Source organism: Achromobacter sp. ACM05, from assembly GCF_019218915.1.
GTDB lineage: Bacteria > Pseudomonadota > Gammaproteobacteria > Burkholderiales > Burkholderiaceae_B > Achromobacter > Achromobacter animicus.
Window position 1 is genome coordinate 1320805 of the sequence record NZ_JAHUWQ010000001.1, and the last position, 15281, is coordinate 1336085.

Here is a 15281-nt window from a genome sequence, read left to right on the forward strand (position 1 = left end):
CGCCGTTCAAGGCTTCGTGCGGCGAGTCACACCCGTGTCAAAGCGTTCAACGCCCGGCCGGGCAGGGCGGTCGAAGCGTTCCACGCCGGGGCGCGCGGCGGGGCGGTCGAATCGTTCGACGCCCGGGCGGTTCAGCCGCTCGACGCCGGGGCGATCCAGCCGTTCCACGCCAGGACGATCAATCCGTTCCACGCCCGGACGATCAAACCGCTCGACGCCGGGCCGTGCAAAGCGCTCGACCCGTTGCGGCGTGGCCGTCTTGGCGGCCGCGCTTTGCGCCGCCTCTTGCTCACGTTTGGCGATGATCTCTTCGGCGCGCTGGTGGTGCGGCGCCATCTTGCGCACCATCACCCGGCCGTCGCGCGGGAAGTAGTTGATGCGGCGCGCGTGCACGTCGCCCAGATCCTGCGCCTTGACGGGGATGCCTTCGGTCTTGAGGTAGTTCAGGACGAACTCGCCGTTGCGCTCGCCGATGTTCATCTGCTGCATGGCCGCCAGCACCGCGCCGCCGCCGAACACCTTGGCTTCCAGGCGGTCGCGCGAGGCGCCGGCCTTGAGCAGTTCGTTGATCAGCACTTCCATCGCAAAGGCGCCGTAGCGCATGGTGGCCGACGCGGGCGACTGCATGTCGCCCTCGGGCAACATGAAGTGGTTCATGCCGCCCACGCCCGTGACCGGGTCGTGGATGCAAGCCGCCACGCAGGATCCCAGCACGGTCGAGATCATCATGTTCTCGTTGGTGACGTAGTACTCGTTCGGGAGCACTTTCACTGCCGGAGATTGGAACGCGCTGTCGTAGTAGTGACGCGTCGCGCGGGCTTCAAGAGCGGCCATTGGACTGATATCTGGGCAAAAACGGCGATTGAGACACTAGAAATGCGGGAAAAAGCGACAATTGTGACAAAACATGTAAAAAAATGTCGCTTTATTCTTGCATATCCCGGCAGTCAATGGGAGAAAACTGTGTAAACACGACCAAAGCGTCGTTTATTGGAACTTCCTCCTGACGCCCGCATGCAAAAAGCCTGTGCGGATGGCAGGCAACCATCCTACACAGGCAAGTTCGGAGTCTTTCCCCGGATCACGGGGATGAAGGGGGTTCAAACGGAGGTTTAGACCCGCTGGGCGGAACGATAGGGCGGCGATAGAACCCCGAGCCGGACCGGCCTTCCAGGCCGGTCCGGCAGATCTGCCGGTCTAGAACCGCGTGCTGCGCGTGACCGACCAGCGCGCGGACAGCGCGCCGAGCGCGGCGGACGCCACCACCGCACCGATCAGGACGGGGGCGCCGGGCAGGTGCAGGGCAAATTCGGCCCCATAACTGCGGGCCAGCCCCAGCAGGGCTTCGTTCAGCGGAGACAGCGCAACGGACGCCACGCCAATCGCCAGCAGCGAAGCCAACGCGCCGGACAACGCGCCTAGGTACAGGAACGGCCGGCGCACGAACGATTCGGTGGCGCCGACCAGCCGCGCCACGCCGATTTCCTCGCGTTGCGACAGCGCCTGCATGCGTACGGTGTTGAACACGGTGGCCAGCACCACGACCGCCACGCACGCGGCCAGGAACCCCAGGCCGATCCGGGCAAACCGCAGAATGGCTTCCAGCCGCTGGACCCACGCGCTGTCCAGTTGCACCAGGTCCACGTGGTTCCATTGCTTCCAGGCCGAGGCCAGCGTGTCGGCGCGTCCGGCCAGGTTGTCGCCGTCGGCCAGCGTGACGACGACCGCGTCGGGCAGCGGGTTACCCGGCAGCACGGCCAGCGCTTCCTGCCAGGCGGGGTTGGCGCGCAGGTCCGCCAGGGCGCTTTCGCGGCCCACGACGCGCACCGCGCGCACCTCTTGCGGATAGTCGGCTTGGATGCGCTTGGCGACGTCGGCCGCGGCGCCCGCAGGCGCGTCCACGCGCATGAAGACGGTGACCTCCGGCGTGACGGACATTTCCCGCGCCACCGGTTGCACCGAGACCAGGATCGCGCTGCCCAGCAGCGGCAGCGCCAGCGCCAACGCCATGACCAGCAGGTTGGCGAGCGATGAGAAGGGTTGCTTGATCAGCCGGCGCAGGGTGACGAGAAGCGCGTAGCGGTGTTGCCGCAGCCAGGCGTTCATGCAGACTCTCCCGGATGGCCGAGGCCAGGCTCGGTGCGGCCGGGACGGACGGGCGCCGCCGTTGCGCCATGCGCGCCATGGGTGGCCGCGCCGTCCGGAGGCGTCGCGGGGCCGTGGGAGTCGGCGAACTTGCCCGGCTCGATCCGCAGCGTGCGGGTGGCGTAGCGCGCCATGAGTTCCTGGTCGTGCGAGGCGATCAGCGTGGTGACGCCGACGCGGTTGAAGTCGCGGAACACGTTCATGATGCGTTGCGCGTTGTCGTGGTCGAGGTTGGCGGTGGGTTCGTCCGCGATCAGGATCGCGGGCCGGTTGACGATGGCGCGGGCGATCGCCAGGCGCTGTTGTTCGCCGCCCGAGAGCTCGATGGGATTGAGGTCTTCCTTGCCCGACAGCCCCACCTTGTCCAGGGCGGCACGGGCACGCGACGCGGCGGAATCCCAGGGGTGTCCCTGGACGGCCAGCGGCAGCATCACGTTTTCGAACGCGCTTCGGTCGAACAGCAGGTGCGTGTCCTGCAGGATGACGCCCACCGCGCGGCGCAGATAGGGCCGGGCGCGCGCGGGCAGCTTGTCCAGACGCTGGCCGTTTACCTGGATCGAACCGCGGCTGGCGGGTTCAAGCCCGCCGATCAGCTTGAGCAGGGTGGACTTGCCGGCGCCGGACGGCCCCGATACGAAAACGAATTCTCCCGCGCTCACGCGGAAGTTGATGTCGGCCAGGATATTGCGGCCGCGACCATATGATTTGAATACGTGCTGGAATTCGATCATGGCGGCTGTCAGATGAAGCCGCCATAGTAACTCGGGGACAGTAAGGTGGCCTACATCTCTTGGCGTGGACCGCGCGGGTCGGCGTCATTCCACCGGCTGAAACATCCGTGCGCAAAGCTGAAAGCGCGTCCCTGTTTTTCGTCAAAAACAGCGTTTCATTTCATCCAGTGTCCCTATATTTCAAGGGAATTCCCGGATGCGCCGCGTGCTTTGCGGACGCTACCATCCGCCCCATGCGTGGGTCCAACCCGGCCCTAGCTTTGGATTCCGCTTCATCCCACACGGAGATCACGATGAAAGTACTGAAACTCGCTGCCATTGGCGCTGCCCTGTTTGCTGCATCCTCGGCTGCCAACGCTGGCGCAACCTTCGATAACGTCAAAAAGAAAGGGTTTGTCCAGTGTGGGGTTTCGACGGGCATTCCGGGTTTCTCCATCGCCGACAGCAAGGGCGAATACAAGGGCATCGACGTGGACATGTGCCGCGCCATCGCCGCGACGATGTTTGGCGATGCCAGCAAGGTCAAGTTCACGCCGCTGAACACCCAGCAACGCTTCACCGCGCTGCAGTCCGGTGAAATCGACGTGCTGACCCGCAACACCACCGTCACGCTGACGCGCGACACGACGCTCGGCCTGATCGGCGTGGGCGTGAACTATTACGACAGCCAGGGCGTCATGGTCTCCAAGGACCTGAACGTCAAGAGCGCAAAGGAACTGAACGGCGCCACCATCTGCGTGCAGCCGGGCACCACCACCGAACTGAACCTCGCTGACTGGTTCCGCAGCCAGAAGATCGAATTCAAGCCGGTCGTGATCGACAAGTACGACGAAATCATCCGCGCCTTCTCGGCCGGCCGTTGCGACGCCTTCACGACCGACAAGTCGCAGCTCGCCTCGACCCGCACCACGCTCGAGAACCCGGACAAGTTCGTCATCCTGCCGGAAGACTTCTCCAAGGAGCCGCTGGGCCCCATGGTCCGCCAGGGCGACGAGCAGTGGTTCAACATCGTGCGCTGGTCGCTGAACGCGATGCTGGAGGCCGAGGAATACGGCATCACCAAGGCCAACGTCGATGAAATGACCAAGAGCCCCAACCCCAACATCCAGCGCATCCTGGGCGTGACCCCGGGCATGGGCAAGAACCTGGGCGTGGACGACAAGTGGGCCTACAACATCATCAAGAGCGTGGGCAACTACGGTGAAAGCTTCGAATCCACGCTGGGCAAGAACAGCGCGATGAAGCTGGAGCGCGGCTTGAACGCTTCGTACAAGCAAGGTGGCTTGATGTACGGCTGGCCGGTGCGCTAACGCGCGGCTGCCTGGCATGGCGGAGTACGGCTCTCCGTCATGCCTAGGGCCTGTCTGCACAGGACGTGTATTCTGGACAGGCCCTAACCCGCCTTCGGGCGGGCGGCAGAAGTGGGTGGCGCGGCTTTTCCGGCATGCCACCCGGTGTCCGACTTCTGTAGATTCATCATGATGACTCCCAACAAAAACGCCCCGATTTCGGCACCCCCTCGGCGTCTGAACTGGAACGATCCCGGCGTACGCTCCGTGGTCTACCAGGTAATTGCGCTGACCGCGGTAGCCTGGGCCGTGTGGTTCCTGGTTTCAAACACGCTCCACAACCTGTCCGTGCGCAACATTGCCACGGGCTTCGGCTTCCTGAACCGCGAGGCCGGATTCGCCATCGGCGAAACCGCTGTCGCCTATTCCCCCTCAGACACTTACGGCCGCGCCATCGTGGTCGGCCTGCTCAACACGCTGCGCGTCGCCGTCCTCGGCATCGTGCTGGCGACCATCCTCGGCACGCTCATCGGCATCGGCCGCCTGTCCAAGAACTGGCTCGTCGCCAAGATCACCTCTGTGTATGTCGAGGTGATGCGCAACGTGCCGCTGCTGCTGCAGCTGTTCTTCTGGTATGCGCTGATCACCGAGAACATGCCGGGTCCGCGCCAGGCGCACAATCCGCTGCCGGGCGTGTTCATTTCCAACCGTGGCCTCAAGGTCCCGGCGCTGGAAGGCAACTCGTTCGACTGGATGCTCGGCGGACTGGGACTGGCGATCGTCGCGATCATCATCCTGGGCCATTACGGCAAGAAGCGCCACGAGGCCACCGGCCACATGTTCCCGCTGGGCCGCTGGGCCATCGGTCTCTTGATCGGCCTGCCGTTCATCGGCTGGCTGGTCAGCGGCGCGTCGCTGACGCTGAACATGCCGGAGCTCAAGGGCTTCAATTTCTCGGGCGGTCTCACGCTGTCGCCGGAATTTGCCGCGCTGCTGGCTGGTCTGGTGATCTACACGTCGGCGTTCATCGCCGAGGTGGTGCGCTCGGGCATCCAGGCGGTCAGCAACGGCCAATGGGAAGCCGCCGGCTCGCTGGGCCTGCCGCGCGCCAAGGTGCTGCGCCTGGTGATCCTGCCGCAGGCGCTGCGCGTGATCATCCCCCCGATGACCAGCCAGTACCTGAACCTGACCAAGAACAGCTCGCTGGCAGTCGCCATCGGCTACCCCGACATCGTGTCGGTGGTGAATACGACGTTGAACCAGACGGGCCAGGCCATCGAGGGCATTCTCATCATCATGGGCGCGTACCTCACGGTCAGCCTGTCGATCTCGATCTTCATGAACTGGTACAACAAGCGCATCGCGCTGGTGGAGCGTTGATATGAGCAGCACTACGCATACCCCCAGCGAAGCCCTGCCGCCGCCCAGCAATCAAACGGGACCGTGGGCGTGGCTCCGCACGCGCCTCTTCTCGTCGCCGCTGAACATCCTCATCACGGTGCTGCTGGCGTGGTTCCTGTTGATGTCCATCCCGGCGCTGGTCGAATGGGCCTTCATCAAGGCCAGCTTCGACGCGGCCAATGCCCAGGAGTGCCGCGCAGCCGGCGGCGCCTGCTGGGCGTTCATCATTGAAAAACACCGGCTGATCCTGTTCGGCACCTATCCCTACGATGAGCAATGGCGGCCGTTGATCGCCACCATCATCCTGGTGGCGGTGATCGTCTGCAGCGGCATCCGCCGCTTCTGGAACTGGAAGCTGGCCGTCATCTGGACCGTGGGCCTGACGGCCGTGGCGCTGCTGATGTGGGGCGGCGTGTTTGGCCTGACCTACGTGGAAAACGCGCGTTGGGGCGGCCTGCCGCTGACGCTCATCCTGTCCACGTTCGGCATCGCCTTCGCGTTCCCGATCGGCGTGCTGCTGGCCCTGGGCCGGCGCTCGAAGATGCCGGCCATCAAGGCGCTGTGCGTCGTGTACATCGAGCTGATCCGCGGCGTGCCGCTCATCAGCCTGCTGTTCATGTCGTCGGTGATGCTGCCACTGTTTCTGCCGGAAGGCTTTTCGATCGACAAGCTCCTGCGCGCGCAGATCGCCATCATCATGTTCGCGGCGGCCTACATCGCGGAAACGGTGCGCGGCGGCCTGCAGGCCATCCCGAAGGGGCAGTACGAAGGCGCGGATTCGCTGGGCCTGAACTACTGGCAGCAGATGCGCAAGATCATCCTGCCGCAGGCGCTCAAGATCGTGATTCCGCCGCTGGTCAGCATTTTCATTGCGCTGTTCAAGGACACGTCGCTGGTGGTGATCATCGGTATCTTCGACCTGACGCTGGCGGCCAAGGCAGCCTTGTCCGACGCGGCATGGCGCGGATTCGGGGTGGAGGCGTACCTGTTCATTTCGCTGATCTACTTCGTCTTCTGCTTCTCCATGTCCAAATACAGCCAGGCGCTGGAAAAACGCCTGGCCACGGGTCACGCACGCTAGCAATTTGCCGCGCGTCCGCTGCAAGGCGGGCGCGCAAAGCGATACTTACGGGAGTACAGGCATGTCGGATGCCATTATTCGTTTGCAGGACGTGAACAAGTGGTACGGCCAGTTCCACGTGTTGCGCAACATCAACCTGGACGTCGCGCCAGGCGAGCGCATCGTGGTGTGCGGACCTTCGGGTTCGGGCAAGTCCACGATGATCCGCTGCATCAACCGCCTTGAAGAGCACCAGAAGGGCCACATCATCGTGGACGGCACGGAGCTCACCAATGACCTGAAGCACATCGAGACGATCCGCAAGGACGTGGGCATGGTGTTCCAGCACTTCAACCTTTTCCCGCACCTGACGGTGCTGGAAAACCTGACGCTGGGACCCATGTGGGTGCTGAAGAAGCCGCGTGCGGAAGCCGAGGCCACCGCAATGAAGTATCTGGAGCGGGTGCGCATTCCGGAACAGGCCAAGAAGTTTCCGGGCCAGTTGTCGGGCGGCCAGCAGCAGCGTGTGGCGATCGCGCGGTCGCTGTGCATGAACCCCAAGATCATGCTGTTCGATGAGCCGACGTCGGCGCTGGATCCGGAAATGGTGAAGGAAGTGCTGGACGTGATGGTCAGCCTGGCCCAGGAAAGCGGCATGACGATGATCTGCGTGACCCACGAAATGGGTTTCGCGCGCAAGGTCGCCAACCGCGTGATCTTCATGGACCGCGGCGAGATCATCGAACAGAACAACCCGGACGAGTTCTTCGACAACCCGCAGAACGAACGGACCAAGCTCTTCCTGAGCCAGATCCTGCACTGATCCGCCAAACCGCCTTCGGGCGGTTTTTCATTGGTGCGGGCTGCCAATCCCGGGAATTCCGGGCGTTCTTGCCGGTAGCCCTTTGTTACCTCCGTCACGCCGGTGGGGTATGCTACTGACCGCCATTGATCCGGAGTGAGGAGAACACACCATGTCGAATACCCCCCGCAGCGCCGTGCGCCGCGCCCTGTTGCAAGGCGCCGTGGCGCTGGCCGCGATCCTGCCTTTCAGCGCCCCGGCGTTGGCTCAGGCCGCCGATTTCCCGACGAAGCCGATCCGCTTCGTCGTGCCTTACCCGCCCGGTGGCCCGCTGGACACGATGGCGCGCATGCTGGCCGAGAAGGTGCGCGGCTCGCTGGGTCAGCCGGTGATCGTGGAAAACCGTTCGGGTGCGGGCGGCAACATCGGCGCGGACCTGGTGGCGAAAGCGCAGCCTGACGGCTACACGCTGGTGATGGGCGCGGTGGCCACGCACGCGATCAATCCGTGGCTGTTCGCCAACCTGCCCTACGACCCGGTCAAGGATTTCGCGCCGGTGACGATCGTGGCGGCGGTGCCGAACGTGCTGGTGATGAATGTGGAGTTCGCCGAAAAGAACAAGATCGAGAAGCTGGCGGACCTGATCGATTACGCAAAGAAGAACCCGGGCAAGCTGAACTACGGTTCGGGCGGCAACGGCAGCGCGGGCCATCTGTCGGGCGAGCTGCTGAAGGCGCGCGCGGGCATCAACGTCGAGCACATCCCGTATCAGGGCGCGGCGCCGGCGCAACTGGCGCTGCTGTCCGGCCAGTCGGATTTCATGTTCGACAACCTGGCGGCGTCGGCGCCGCTGATCAAGGACGGCAAGGTCAAGGCGCTGGCCGTGACGACGGCGCAGCGTTCGTCGTTGCTGGCTGACGTGCCGACGGTTGAAGAATCGGGCGTGAAGGGCTTTGACCTGGGCACGTGGTTTGGCGTGTTCACGACGGGCGGCACGCCGGCGCCAGTGGTGGCCAAGCTGAACAAGGCGTATGCCGACGCGATGGCGCAGCCCGATGTGAAGCAGCGTCTGCTGACGATGGGTTCCGAGGCGGGCTCGATGACGCCTGAGGCGTTTGCCGCGTTCGTGAAGGCCGAGATGGCGAAGTATCAGGAGATCGTGAAGATCTCGGGCGCCAGCCTGAATTGATGGCGCTGGCAACGGGCGTCTTTAATCGGATGCCTGTTGCGATGCACTTTCAACGCCCGCCGGGATGCTTTCCTGGCGGGCGTTTCGCTTTCTGTTGATGCCGGCCGCCGCGCATGCCTACCAGCCCATCGCGTAGGCCGGCCGGCGCGGGTCCGCGCCGCCCCAGCGCACGCCGCTATCCAGATCGTGCCGGACCATGCAGACGGCGCCGGCCCGCCAGCTATGGCCGTTCCACCATTTCACGGTATGGCCCATTTCTGCGAGCGCGTCGCCCGCGCTGCCTGGGATCAGGTCTTCGATCATCAGCCGGCCCGGCATGGCGTTGTGCGGCTCGAACGACGACGGGAAGCTGAAGCTGGCAAAGCGCGGCGCCTCGACCGCCTGCTGCACGTCCATGCCGAACACCTCCATGTTCAGGAACGTCTGCAGCATGGCCTGGCACTGCACGTCGCCGCCCGGCGTGCCGAAAGGCATGACGTACTGGCCGGGCCGGATGGCCAGCGAGGGGTTGGGCGTGAGCCGCGGCCTGCGGCCCGGTCCGATGGCGCAGGGATGGCCAGCCTCGGCCCAGGATTGGCTGCCGCGTCCCGACGCGCAGATGCCGGTGCCGGGAATGACGGGCACGTTGTAGGAGCCATCGCTGGGCGTGGCCGAAAACGCGTTGCCGTCCTTGTCGACGACCGCCACATAAGACGTATCCAGGCGCGGATCCGTGCGCGCCATGTCATCGGGCCCGGCCTCGCGCAGGTCGACGTCCCGCGCGTGGGGAAGCCGGCCCGCAGGCGGCATGTCGGGGCCCGCCCGATCCAGGGCGATCATGGCGAGCCGCGCGCGCGCATAATCCTTTGACAGCAGCGCCGCTTGCGGCACCCGCGCATGGCGCGGATCGGCGTAATGCACCTCGCGGTCGGCGAAGGCCAGTTTGATGGCTTCGGTCAGCAGATGCACATAGGGGGCGGAGTTGTGGCCCAGCGCGCGCAAGTCACACGGCTCCAGGATGTTCAGCATCTGCAGCAGCGAAGGGCCCTGGCACCAGAAACCGCAGCTGTGCACCTGCGTGCCGTTGAAGTCGGTGGACAGCGCCGGCTCGACCTCCACGGCAAAGCCTCGCAAGTCCTCGTGGGTGATCAGCCCGCCTTCCTCGCGGTGATACTTGACGATCGCCGCAGCGATGTCGCCCTCGTAGAATGCGCGCCGCGCGGCGGCCAGGCCCGCCAGGCGGCTGTTTCCGGAATGCGTGCGCTCTTCGTCCGCCATGTACTGGATGCTGCGCGCCAAATCGGCCTGGCGGAATAGCGAACCCGCTTCGGGCGGCTTGCCGCCGGGCAGATAAATGGCCGCGCTGGAGGCCCACCGCGCGTAGTTCTTCTGGTTTTCAGCCAGCACTTCGGCCATCAGCGGATACATGACGAAGCCGTCGCGCGCCAGCCGGATGGCCCCGGCCGCGACCTCGCCGAAACGCATGGTGCCGAATCGTTCCAGTGCGGTGATCCACGCGTCGGGCGCCGCCGGGATGACGGTGCGCAGCACGCCCGCCGGGATCGTGCCGCCGTGCAGCTCCATAAACGTCTCCAGTCGCGCGGCCTGTGGCCAGTAGCCAAGCCCGGAAATGCTCCACACCTTTTGCGTCTTGGCCTGATAGACGAGGATGGGGGCGACGCCGCCGAAGTTGACGATGTCGCTCTGGACCACGCCCAGCGCGATGCCCGCCGCCACGCCCGCGTCGACGGCGTTGCCGCCGGCCTGCAGGATGTCCATGCCGGCCTGCGTGGCCAGATAGTGGCCGGCCGAGATCATGTGATTCAGCCCGGCGAGCGCGGGGCGCATGGAGGTGGGGGCGCTTCCCGCGGTCAGGTCCGGGGCGTAGGGGGAATGGGACATCGAAGACTCCGGTCGGAAGAGGGGGCTCGCGTGCCTGCGCGGGCTCAATCGGTCATTGCGGGGTGATGCCCAGCTTTTGCGTCACGTCCTGCCAGCGCTTGAACTCGGCGTGCAGGAAGCGGCTGAATTCGTCGGGCGAGGTGCCTTGCACGATCACGTCGCGTCCTTCCATGGCGCTGCGCACTTCCGCGCTGGACAACGCGGACTTCGTGGCCTTGTACAGGCCGTCGACGATCTCCGGCGGCGTGCCCTTGGGCACCAGCAGTCCATACCAGGAACCGCCCACCAGATTCGGATAGCCGCTTTCCTTGGCGGTGGGAATCTCGGGCGCCCGGTTCAGGCGCTTTTCGCTGAAGATCGCCAGCGCCTTCAGCTTGCCGTTGCGGATGAAGGTCAGCGTGGTGCCCGGCGTGTCCAGCGTGTATTGCACCTGGCCGGCGATGACGTCGTTCAGCAGCGCGGCGCTGCCGCGGTAGGGGACATGCGTGGTCTTGATCCCGGCATCCATGTTCAGTTGCTCGGAGAAGAAGAAATTGGCGGTCATGATGCCCGGCGACGCGTAGTTGATCTCGCCGGGACGGCTGCGCGCGTACTCCACCAGTTCAGGCAGCGTGTTGGGCGGAAAGGCCGGGTTCGCGACCAGGATGAAGGGGCCGCCGCCGACCAGAGTGACCGGGATCAGGTCGTTCATCGGATCGTATTGCAGGTCCTTGACCGTAAGCGGGGCCCCGGTCAGCGGCGACGCCGTGGCGAACAGCACGGTGTAGCCGTCAGGCTCGGCCCGCACGACCTGCTGGGTAGCGATGGTGCCGCTGGCCCCCGCGCGGTTCTCGACCACGACGGGTTGCTTGATCTCCTGACTGAGTTGCTGCGCCAGCATGCGCGCCACCGTGTCCGTGCCGCCGCCCGGCGGGTAGCCGACGATTATGCGTATCGGCTTGGCGGGCCACACCTCGGCCGACGCCGCAAAGGGCAGTACGGCGGCCAGCAGGCCTGCAAGGCCGCACAAGGCAGCGAGGGCGCGGCGGCGCGCGGGACGTGTGGCGAGTGCTCGAATGATCATGGATGACTCCTGGATGCTTCTTGCTGGCCGGTGCCCTTGCAGATCCCGGCCGTTGTCGGATCCCGCGCCGCCTTGATGCGTGAGGCCCGGCTGCGGCGGCGCAGCCGGATCGGGCCGGCCTACTTGTTCGCGGCCAGCCCCAGTTTGCGCACGATCTCCGCTTCCAGCGCGTACTGCTGCGCGGCATAGGCGGCGTAGTCCTTGCCGTCCATGTAGACCAGTTCCTGGCCGTATTGCGTCAGGATCTGCTTGAAGGCCTCGGATTCGGCCACCTGCTTGAAGACGGCATGCAGCTTGGCGACAACGGCGGGCGGCATGTCCTTGGGACCGGCAATGCCGAACGGCGCGTTGGCGGGCGGCGTGCCGTCAAGTTCGTGCAGCGTGGGCGTGTCCGGATACTGGGTGCTGCGATGTTCGCCCCAGGTCACCAGCATGCGCATCTTTCCCGATTGCACCTGCGGCTGCACGGTCGTCGAGCCGGCGTATGCCGTCACCTGTCCGCCCATCACCGCCGTCAGCACTTCGGATTCGCCCTTGTACGGGATGTGGCGCCAGGTCACGCCGTTGCGTGCGGCGATGTCTTCCATCATCACGTTGGACGCGCTGCCGACGCTGGCCGTGCCGTAGGTGACCTCATTCGGATGCTGTTTCGCATAGCGGATGAAATCTGCCCACGTCTTGTGCGGCGAGCCCGCGGGCACCGCCACGCCCAGCGTGTAGCCGCTGAGCATCATGACGTAGGTGAAATCGCGTGTCGGGTCGTAGCCCATGTCCTGGATGTGCGGCATGCGATAGACCGGGCTGGGCAGGACGGCTAGCGTGTACCCATCGGGACGCGCGGTCTTGATGGCGCGTGCGCCCATGGTTGCGCCGGCCCCGCCGCGGTTTTCGATGACGATGGCCTGGCCCAGTTCGGGCGCGGCCAGCTCGGCGAATTTGCGGATCACGGTGTCGGTGGACCCGCCCGCCTGATAGGGCACGATGATGTGAATCGGCTGCGCGGGGAAGGGCGCGGCCGTGGCCAGGGGCGCTGCCAGAACAGCGCCTGCAAGCGCGAGGGCGCGCGGCGCGCGGGCCGCGCAAGCCAGCGCGGCGGTCAGGGTGCGGAGCAGTCGCGGGATCATGATGTTCTCCATTCGAATCAGGCAGTGGCCCAGGCCTGCGCGAACGCGCGTTGGAAGTTGCCGCCGAGTACGCCGGCGATCTGGCTGTCCGTCAGTCCGGCCTCGTGCAGCGCGTGGGTAAATGCGGGAAACTGCGCCGGCGTCGGCGTTTCGACGGGGTAGCGCGCTTCCATCACATCGCCAAAGGCATCAGAAAAGTCGCCGCCCGACTTCGCATACTTGGTGCGCGACATCACCATCACATGGCGCACGGCCTCGTAGGTGTCGACCGACGGAAAATCCGTGCCGATGCCCACGTGTTCATAGCCGACCAGTTCGCCGATGTACTTCACGTTCGCGACGAAGTCCGACAGCAGCGGCTGCTGGCGGGGATCGCCGCGCCAGCTCAGGTAGGCATGGATGCTGCATCCGACCACGCCGCCCGTCGCGGCGACCGCCTTGATGACGTCGTCCGACTTGTTGCGTGGCCGGGTGATCACGGCGTTGGCGTTGGCGTGGGTCAGCAGCACGGGCCTGGTGCTGTGCCGGGCGGCGTCCAGGCAGGTCTGCGGCGCGCAATGGCTGAGATCGATGGCGATGCCCACGCGGTTCATCTCCGCAACCATCTTCACGCCCAGATCGCTCAGGCCGGCGTTGCGCTTTTCCAGGCAACCGTCGCCCAGCAGATTGGCCTCGTTGTAGGTCAGCTGGATGACGCGCATGCCCAGTTCATGGAACAACGCCACGCGATCGATCTGGTCGCCGAGGGGTTTGCCATTCTGCCAGCCCATGATGAGCCCCAGCTTGCCGGTCTGCTTGGCGCGCGCAATGTCGTCGGCTGTTTCCACCAGCAGCCAGGACGAGTCCGGCGCAGCGCAGCGTTGGCGCCAGGCCATGCAGTCGCGCAGCGCCTGCTCGAAGTCCGCGCCCATGTCGCTGACGGTGACGTTGATGGCGCTGACGCCGCCGGCCAGCATGTCGCGGGTGCTGCCGTCGCTGAAGAAGACAAGGCCGTCGACGACGGTGGCGCGGCGATGCAGGTCGGCGATGTGACTATCCATGGAAGAACTCCCCTTTTGTTGTATGCATGATTTCAATGCGTGCCCGTCAGGTCCCGTAGCGGCCGTAGCGGAACGGGTGCAGGTCGATGGCGGGCGTGTGGCCCTGGATCAACTGCGCCATCAACTCGCCCGCCGCCGGGCCGATGCCGAAACCGTGGCCCGAGAAACCGGAAGCAAGGTAGAGCCCGGGCAGGCCGGGCACCGCGTCCATGACAGGCATCGCGTCGGGCGTGACATCGATGTAGCCGGCCCAGGACTGCGCAATGCGTGCTTCGCGGAATGCGGGAAAGGCATGCACCAGCCGGCGCCAGGCTTGCGCCACGCCGCGACTGGACGGCGATGGATCCAGCACGCGATGCCGCTCGAAAGGCGATTCGCGGTCGGCCGGAAAATGGTTCGGAATCTTCAGCTCTTCAAAAAATCGCTTGCCGAAGCGCAGGCGCACGAAGCTGCTGTTGGCCCGCCACGCGCTGAAGAAATGCGGCATGAGGCGGAAGGTGTCGGGCACTACGTCCGCCATCGACGCGCCGAACTGCGACACCGAATAGCCGCCGTCGGCGCGTTTGCGGCAGGTGAAGTCCTTGCCGTTGATCGCCGCCTGCGGTCCCGCGTCGAGCGGCGTCGTGCGCAGCACGGACCCCCGCACCTTCAACTGCGGGAAGTCGGCACCCAGATTGCCGCAAAAGAGCCGCGACCAGGCGCCGGCCGCCACCAGCACCGCCTGCGTGGCAACGCGGCCGTGCTCCGTGATCAGGGCACTGACGCGGCCCGCGCTGCGCTCCACGCCGCGCACGGCGCAGTGCTCAAGAATGTGTGCGCCCGCGGCGCGCGCCAGCGAGGCGATACCGCGCGTCGCCAGCTGCGGTTCGGCGACCCCGTCCGTCGGGCTGTACATGGCGCCCGTCCAGGCGCGTCCCGTCGGCGGCAGCATGTCCTGCACTGTGCGGCGATCCAGCAGGCGCGCATCCACGCCATGCGCGCGCGCCCCGTCCAGCCACGCCTGATGGCCGGCCGCGTCCGTGTCGTTTTCCTGCAGGTAGAAGATGCCGCTGCGGCGGAAACCCACGTCCACCTTTTCCTGGATCTCTGCCCATAGCCGGTTGGCGCGCTGCGCCAGCGGCACTTCCGGCAGATCGCGGCCCAGCGTGCGCACCCAGCCCCAATTGCGCGACGACTGTTCGCAGGCCAGCGTGCCTTTCTCGAACACGGCGACCCGCAGTCCGGCGCGCGCGAGGGAATAGGCGGTGCTGATGCCGATGATGCCGCCACCAACGATGGCGACGTCGACCGAGGCGGGCAGCGCCGTGTCGGACGGGCCAGAAGCTGAAGCGGGCATTTGAGCGGCGGAGGGCGCCGGCGTTTGAGGCGGATGCGGTTGCATGAAGATCCGGATTGATTAAATATCGCTATTCGATAACAATCTACGTATAACGATAACGGCGAGTATTTTTATACTGCTCGCCGGGTCCGGCTACAACGTAAGGGTTTCCCTAGGCTGCCGGACTTTCCGGCTTTCCGCGGGCAAACTCCGTCCCTGCTACCCAAACCGAATCCGA

General features: G+C 65.5%; 13 protein-coding genes. 5 read left to right on the forward strand and 8 right to left on the reverse strand.

Features of this window, described 5'->3' with window-relative positions:
- Window positions 1-6: 6 nt before the first annotated feature.
- The 3 genes from cheD to KW836_RS06115 all read right to left on the reverse strand — a co-directional run bounded on the left by cheD (window position 7) and on the right by KW836_RS06115 (window position 2876).
- A complete protein-coding gene (gene cheD / locus KW836_RS06105; RefSeq protein ID WP_218342703.1) occupies window positions 7-834 on the reverse strand; it encodes a chemoreceptor glutamine deamidase CheD in 828 nt (275 codons plus the stop codon).
- Window positions 835-1197: 363 nt separating this feature from the next.
- Entirely contained in the window at window positions 1198-2106 is a 909-nt protein-coding gene (locus KW836_RS06110; protein WP_175122199.1) for an ABC transporter permease, read from the reverse strand.
- The gene (locus KW836_RS06115) at window positions 2103-2876 is read right to left on the reverse strand and encodes a cell division ATP-binding protein FtsE (protein ID WP_175139551.1); all 774 of its coding nucleotides are present in this window, start codon (window positions 2874-2876) and stop codon (window positions 2103-2105) included. The genes KW836_RS06110 and KW836_RS06115 overlap by 4 nt, the downstream gene beginning before the upstream one ends.
- A 293-nt stretch (window positions 2877-3169) precedes the next feature.
- Between KW836_RS06115 and KW836_RS06120 the strand changes: the two genes are divergently transcribed.
- From KW836_RS06120 to KW836_RS06140, 5 genes are all read left to right on the forward strand, one after another.
- A complete protein-coding gene (locus tag KW836_RS06120; RefSeq protein WP_105240917.1) occupies window positions 3170-4186 on the forward strand; it encodes an amino acid ABC transporter substrate-binding protein in 1017 nt (338 codons plus the stop codon).
- A gap of 168 nt (window positions 4187-4354) precedes the next feature.
- Window positions 4355-5545 (forward strand): amino acid ABC transporter permease, encoded by a 1191-nt coding sequence (locus KW836_RS06125; RefSeq protein ID WP_218342704.1) that lies wholly within the window; start codon window positions 4355-4357, stop codon window positions 5543-5545.
- 1 nt (window position 5546) lies between these two features.
- Window positions 5547-6647 (forward strand): amino acid ABC transporter permease, encoded by a 1101-nt coding sequence (locus KW836_RS06130; RefSeq protein WP_175139553.1) that lies wholly within the window; start codon window positions 5547-5549, stop codon window positions 6645-6647.
- Between the two features lie 61 nt (window positions 6648-6708).
- Window positions 6709-7449: an amino acid ABC transporter ATP-binding protein gene (locus tag KW836_RS06135; protein WP_056559723.1), complete on the forward strand. Its 741-nt coding sequence runs from the start codon at window positions 6709-6711 to the stop codon at window positions 7447-7449.
- Window positions 7450-7600: 151 nt separating this feature from the next.
- The gene (locus tag KW836_RS06140) at window positions 7601-8617 is read left to right on the forward strand and encodes a tripartite tricarboxylate transporter substrate binding protein (protein WP_218342705.1); all 1017 of its coding nucleotides are present in this window, start codon (window positions 7601-7603) and stop codon (window positions 8615-8617) included.
- A 117-nt stretch (window positions 8618-8734) separates the two neighbouring features.
- Here KW836_RS06140 and KW836_RS06145 read toward each other — a convergent pair whose 3' ends face one another.
- The 5 genes from KW836_RS06145 to KW836_RS06165 form a co-directional block, all read right to left on the reverse strand.
- A complete protein-coding gene (locus tag KW836_RS06145; protein ID WP_218342706.1) occupies window positions 8735-10498 on the reverse strand; it encodes a gamma-glutamyltransferase family protein in 1764 nt (587 codons plus the stop codon).
- Between the two features lie 52 nt (window positions 10499-10550).
- Entirely contained in the window at window positions 10551-11561 is a 1011-nt protein-coding gene (locus tag KW836_RS06150) for a tripartite tricarboxylate transporter substrate binding protein (RefSeq protein WP_218342707.1), read from the reverse strand.
- A gap of 119 nt (window positions 11562-11680) precedes the next feature.
- Window positions 11681-12685: a tripartite tricarboxylate transporter substrate binding protein gene (locus tag KW836_RS06155; RefSeq protein WP_218342708.1), complete on the reverse strand. Its 1005-nt coding sequence runs from the start codon at window positions 12683-12685 to the stop codon at window positions 11681-11683.
- 17 nt (window positions 12686-12702) lie between these two features.
- Window positions 12703-13725 (reverse strand): dipeptidase, encoded by a 1023-nt coding sequence (locus KW836_RS06160; protein ID WP_218342709.1) that lies wholly within the window; start codon window positions 13723-13725, stop codon window positions 12703-12705.
- A gap of 46 nt (window positions 13726-13771) precedes the next feature.
- The gene (locus KW836_RS06165; RefSeq protein WP_255595138.1) at window positions 13772-15061 is read right to left on the reverse strand and encodes an FAD-binding oxidoreductase; all 1290 of its coding nucleotides are present in this window, start codon (window positions 15059-15061) and stop codon (window positions 13772-13774) included.
- Between the last annotated feature and the right edge of the window lie 220 nt (window positions 15062-15281).

Excerpts from the sequence above, each read along its gene's own strand:
- cheD (WP_218342703.1), bottom strand. The coding sequence starts at position 834 with ATGGCCGCTCTTGAAGCCCGCGCGACGCGTCACTACTACGACAGCGCG.
- KW836_RS06110 (WP_175122199.1), bottom strand. The coding sequence starts at position 2,106 with ATGAACGCCTGGCTGCGGCAACACCGCTACGCGCTTCTCGTCACCCTG.
- KW836_RS06115 (WP_175139551.1), bottom strand. The coding sequence starts at position 2,876 with ATGATCGAATTCCAGCACGTATTCAAATCATATGGTCGCGGCCGCAAT.
- KW836_RS06120 (WP_105240917.1), top strand. The coding sequence starts at position 3,170 with ATGAAAGTACTGAAACTCGCTGCCATTGGCGCTGCCCTGTTTGCTGCA.
- KW836_RS06125 (WP_218342704.1), top strand. The coding sequence starts at position 4,355 with ATGATGACTCCCAACAAAAACGCCCCGATTTCGGCACCCCCTCGGCGT.
- KW836_RS06130 (WP_175139553.1), top strand. The coding sequence starts at position 5,547 with ATGAGCAGCACTACGCATACCCCCAGCGAAGCCCTGCCGCCGCCCAGC.
- KW836_RS06135 (WP_056559723.1), top strand. The coding sequence starts at position 6,709 with ATGTCGGATGCCATTATTCGTTTGCAGGACGTGAACAAGTGGTACGGC.
- KW836_RS06140 (WP_218342705.1), top strand. The coding sequence starts at position 7,601 with ATGTCGAATACCCCCCGCAGCGCCGTGCGCCGCGCCCTGTTGCAAGGC.
- KW836_RS06145 (WP_218342706.1), bottom strand. The coding sequence starts at position 10,498 with ATGTCCCATTCCCCCTACGCCCCGGACCTGACCGCGGGAAGCGCCCCC.
- KW836_RS06150 (WP_218342707.1), bottom strand. The coding sequence starts at position 11,561 with ATGATCATTCGAGCACTCGCCACACGTCCCGCGCGCCGCCGCGCCCTC.
- KW836_RS06155 (WP_218342708.1), bottom strand. The coding sequence starts at position 12,685 with ATGATCCCGCGACTGCTCCGCACCCTGACCGCCGCGCTGGCTTGCGCG.
- KW836_RS06160 (WP_218342709.1), bottom strand. The coding sequence starts at position 13,725 with ATGGATAGTCACATCGCCGACCTGCATCGCCGCGCCACCGTCGTCGAC.
- KW836_RS06165 (WP_255595138.1), bottom strand. The coding sequence starts at position 15,061 with ATGCCCGCTTCAGCTTCTGGCCCGTCCGACACGGCGCTGCCCGCCTCG.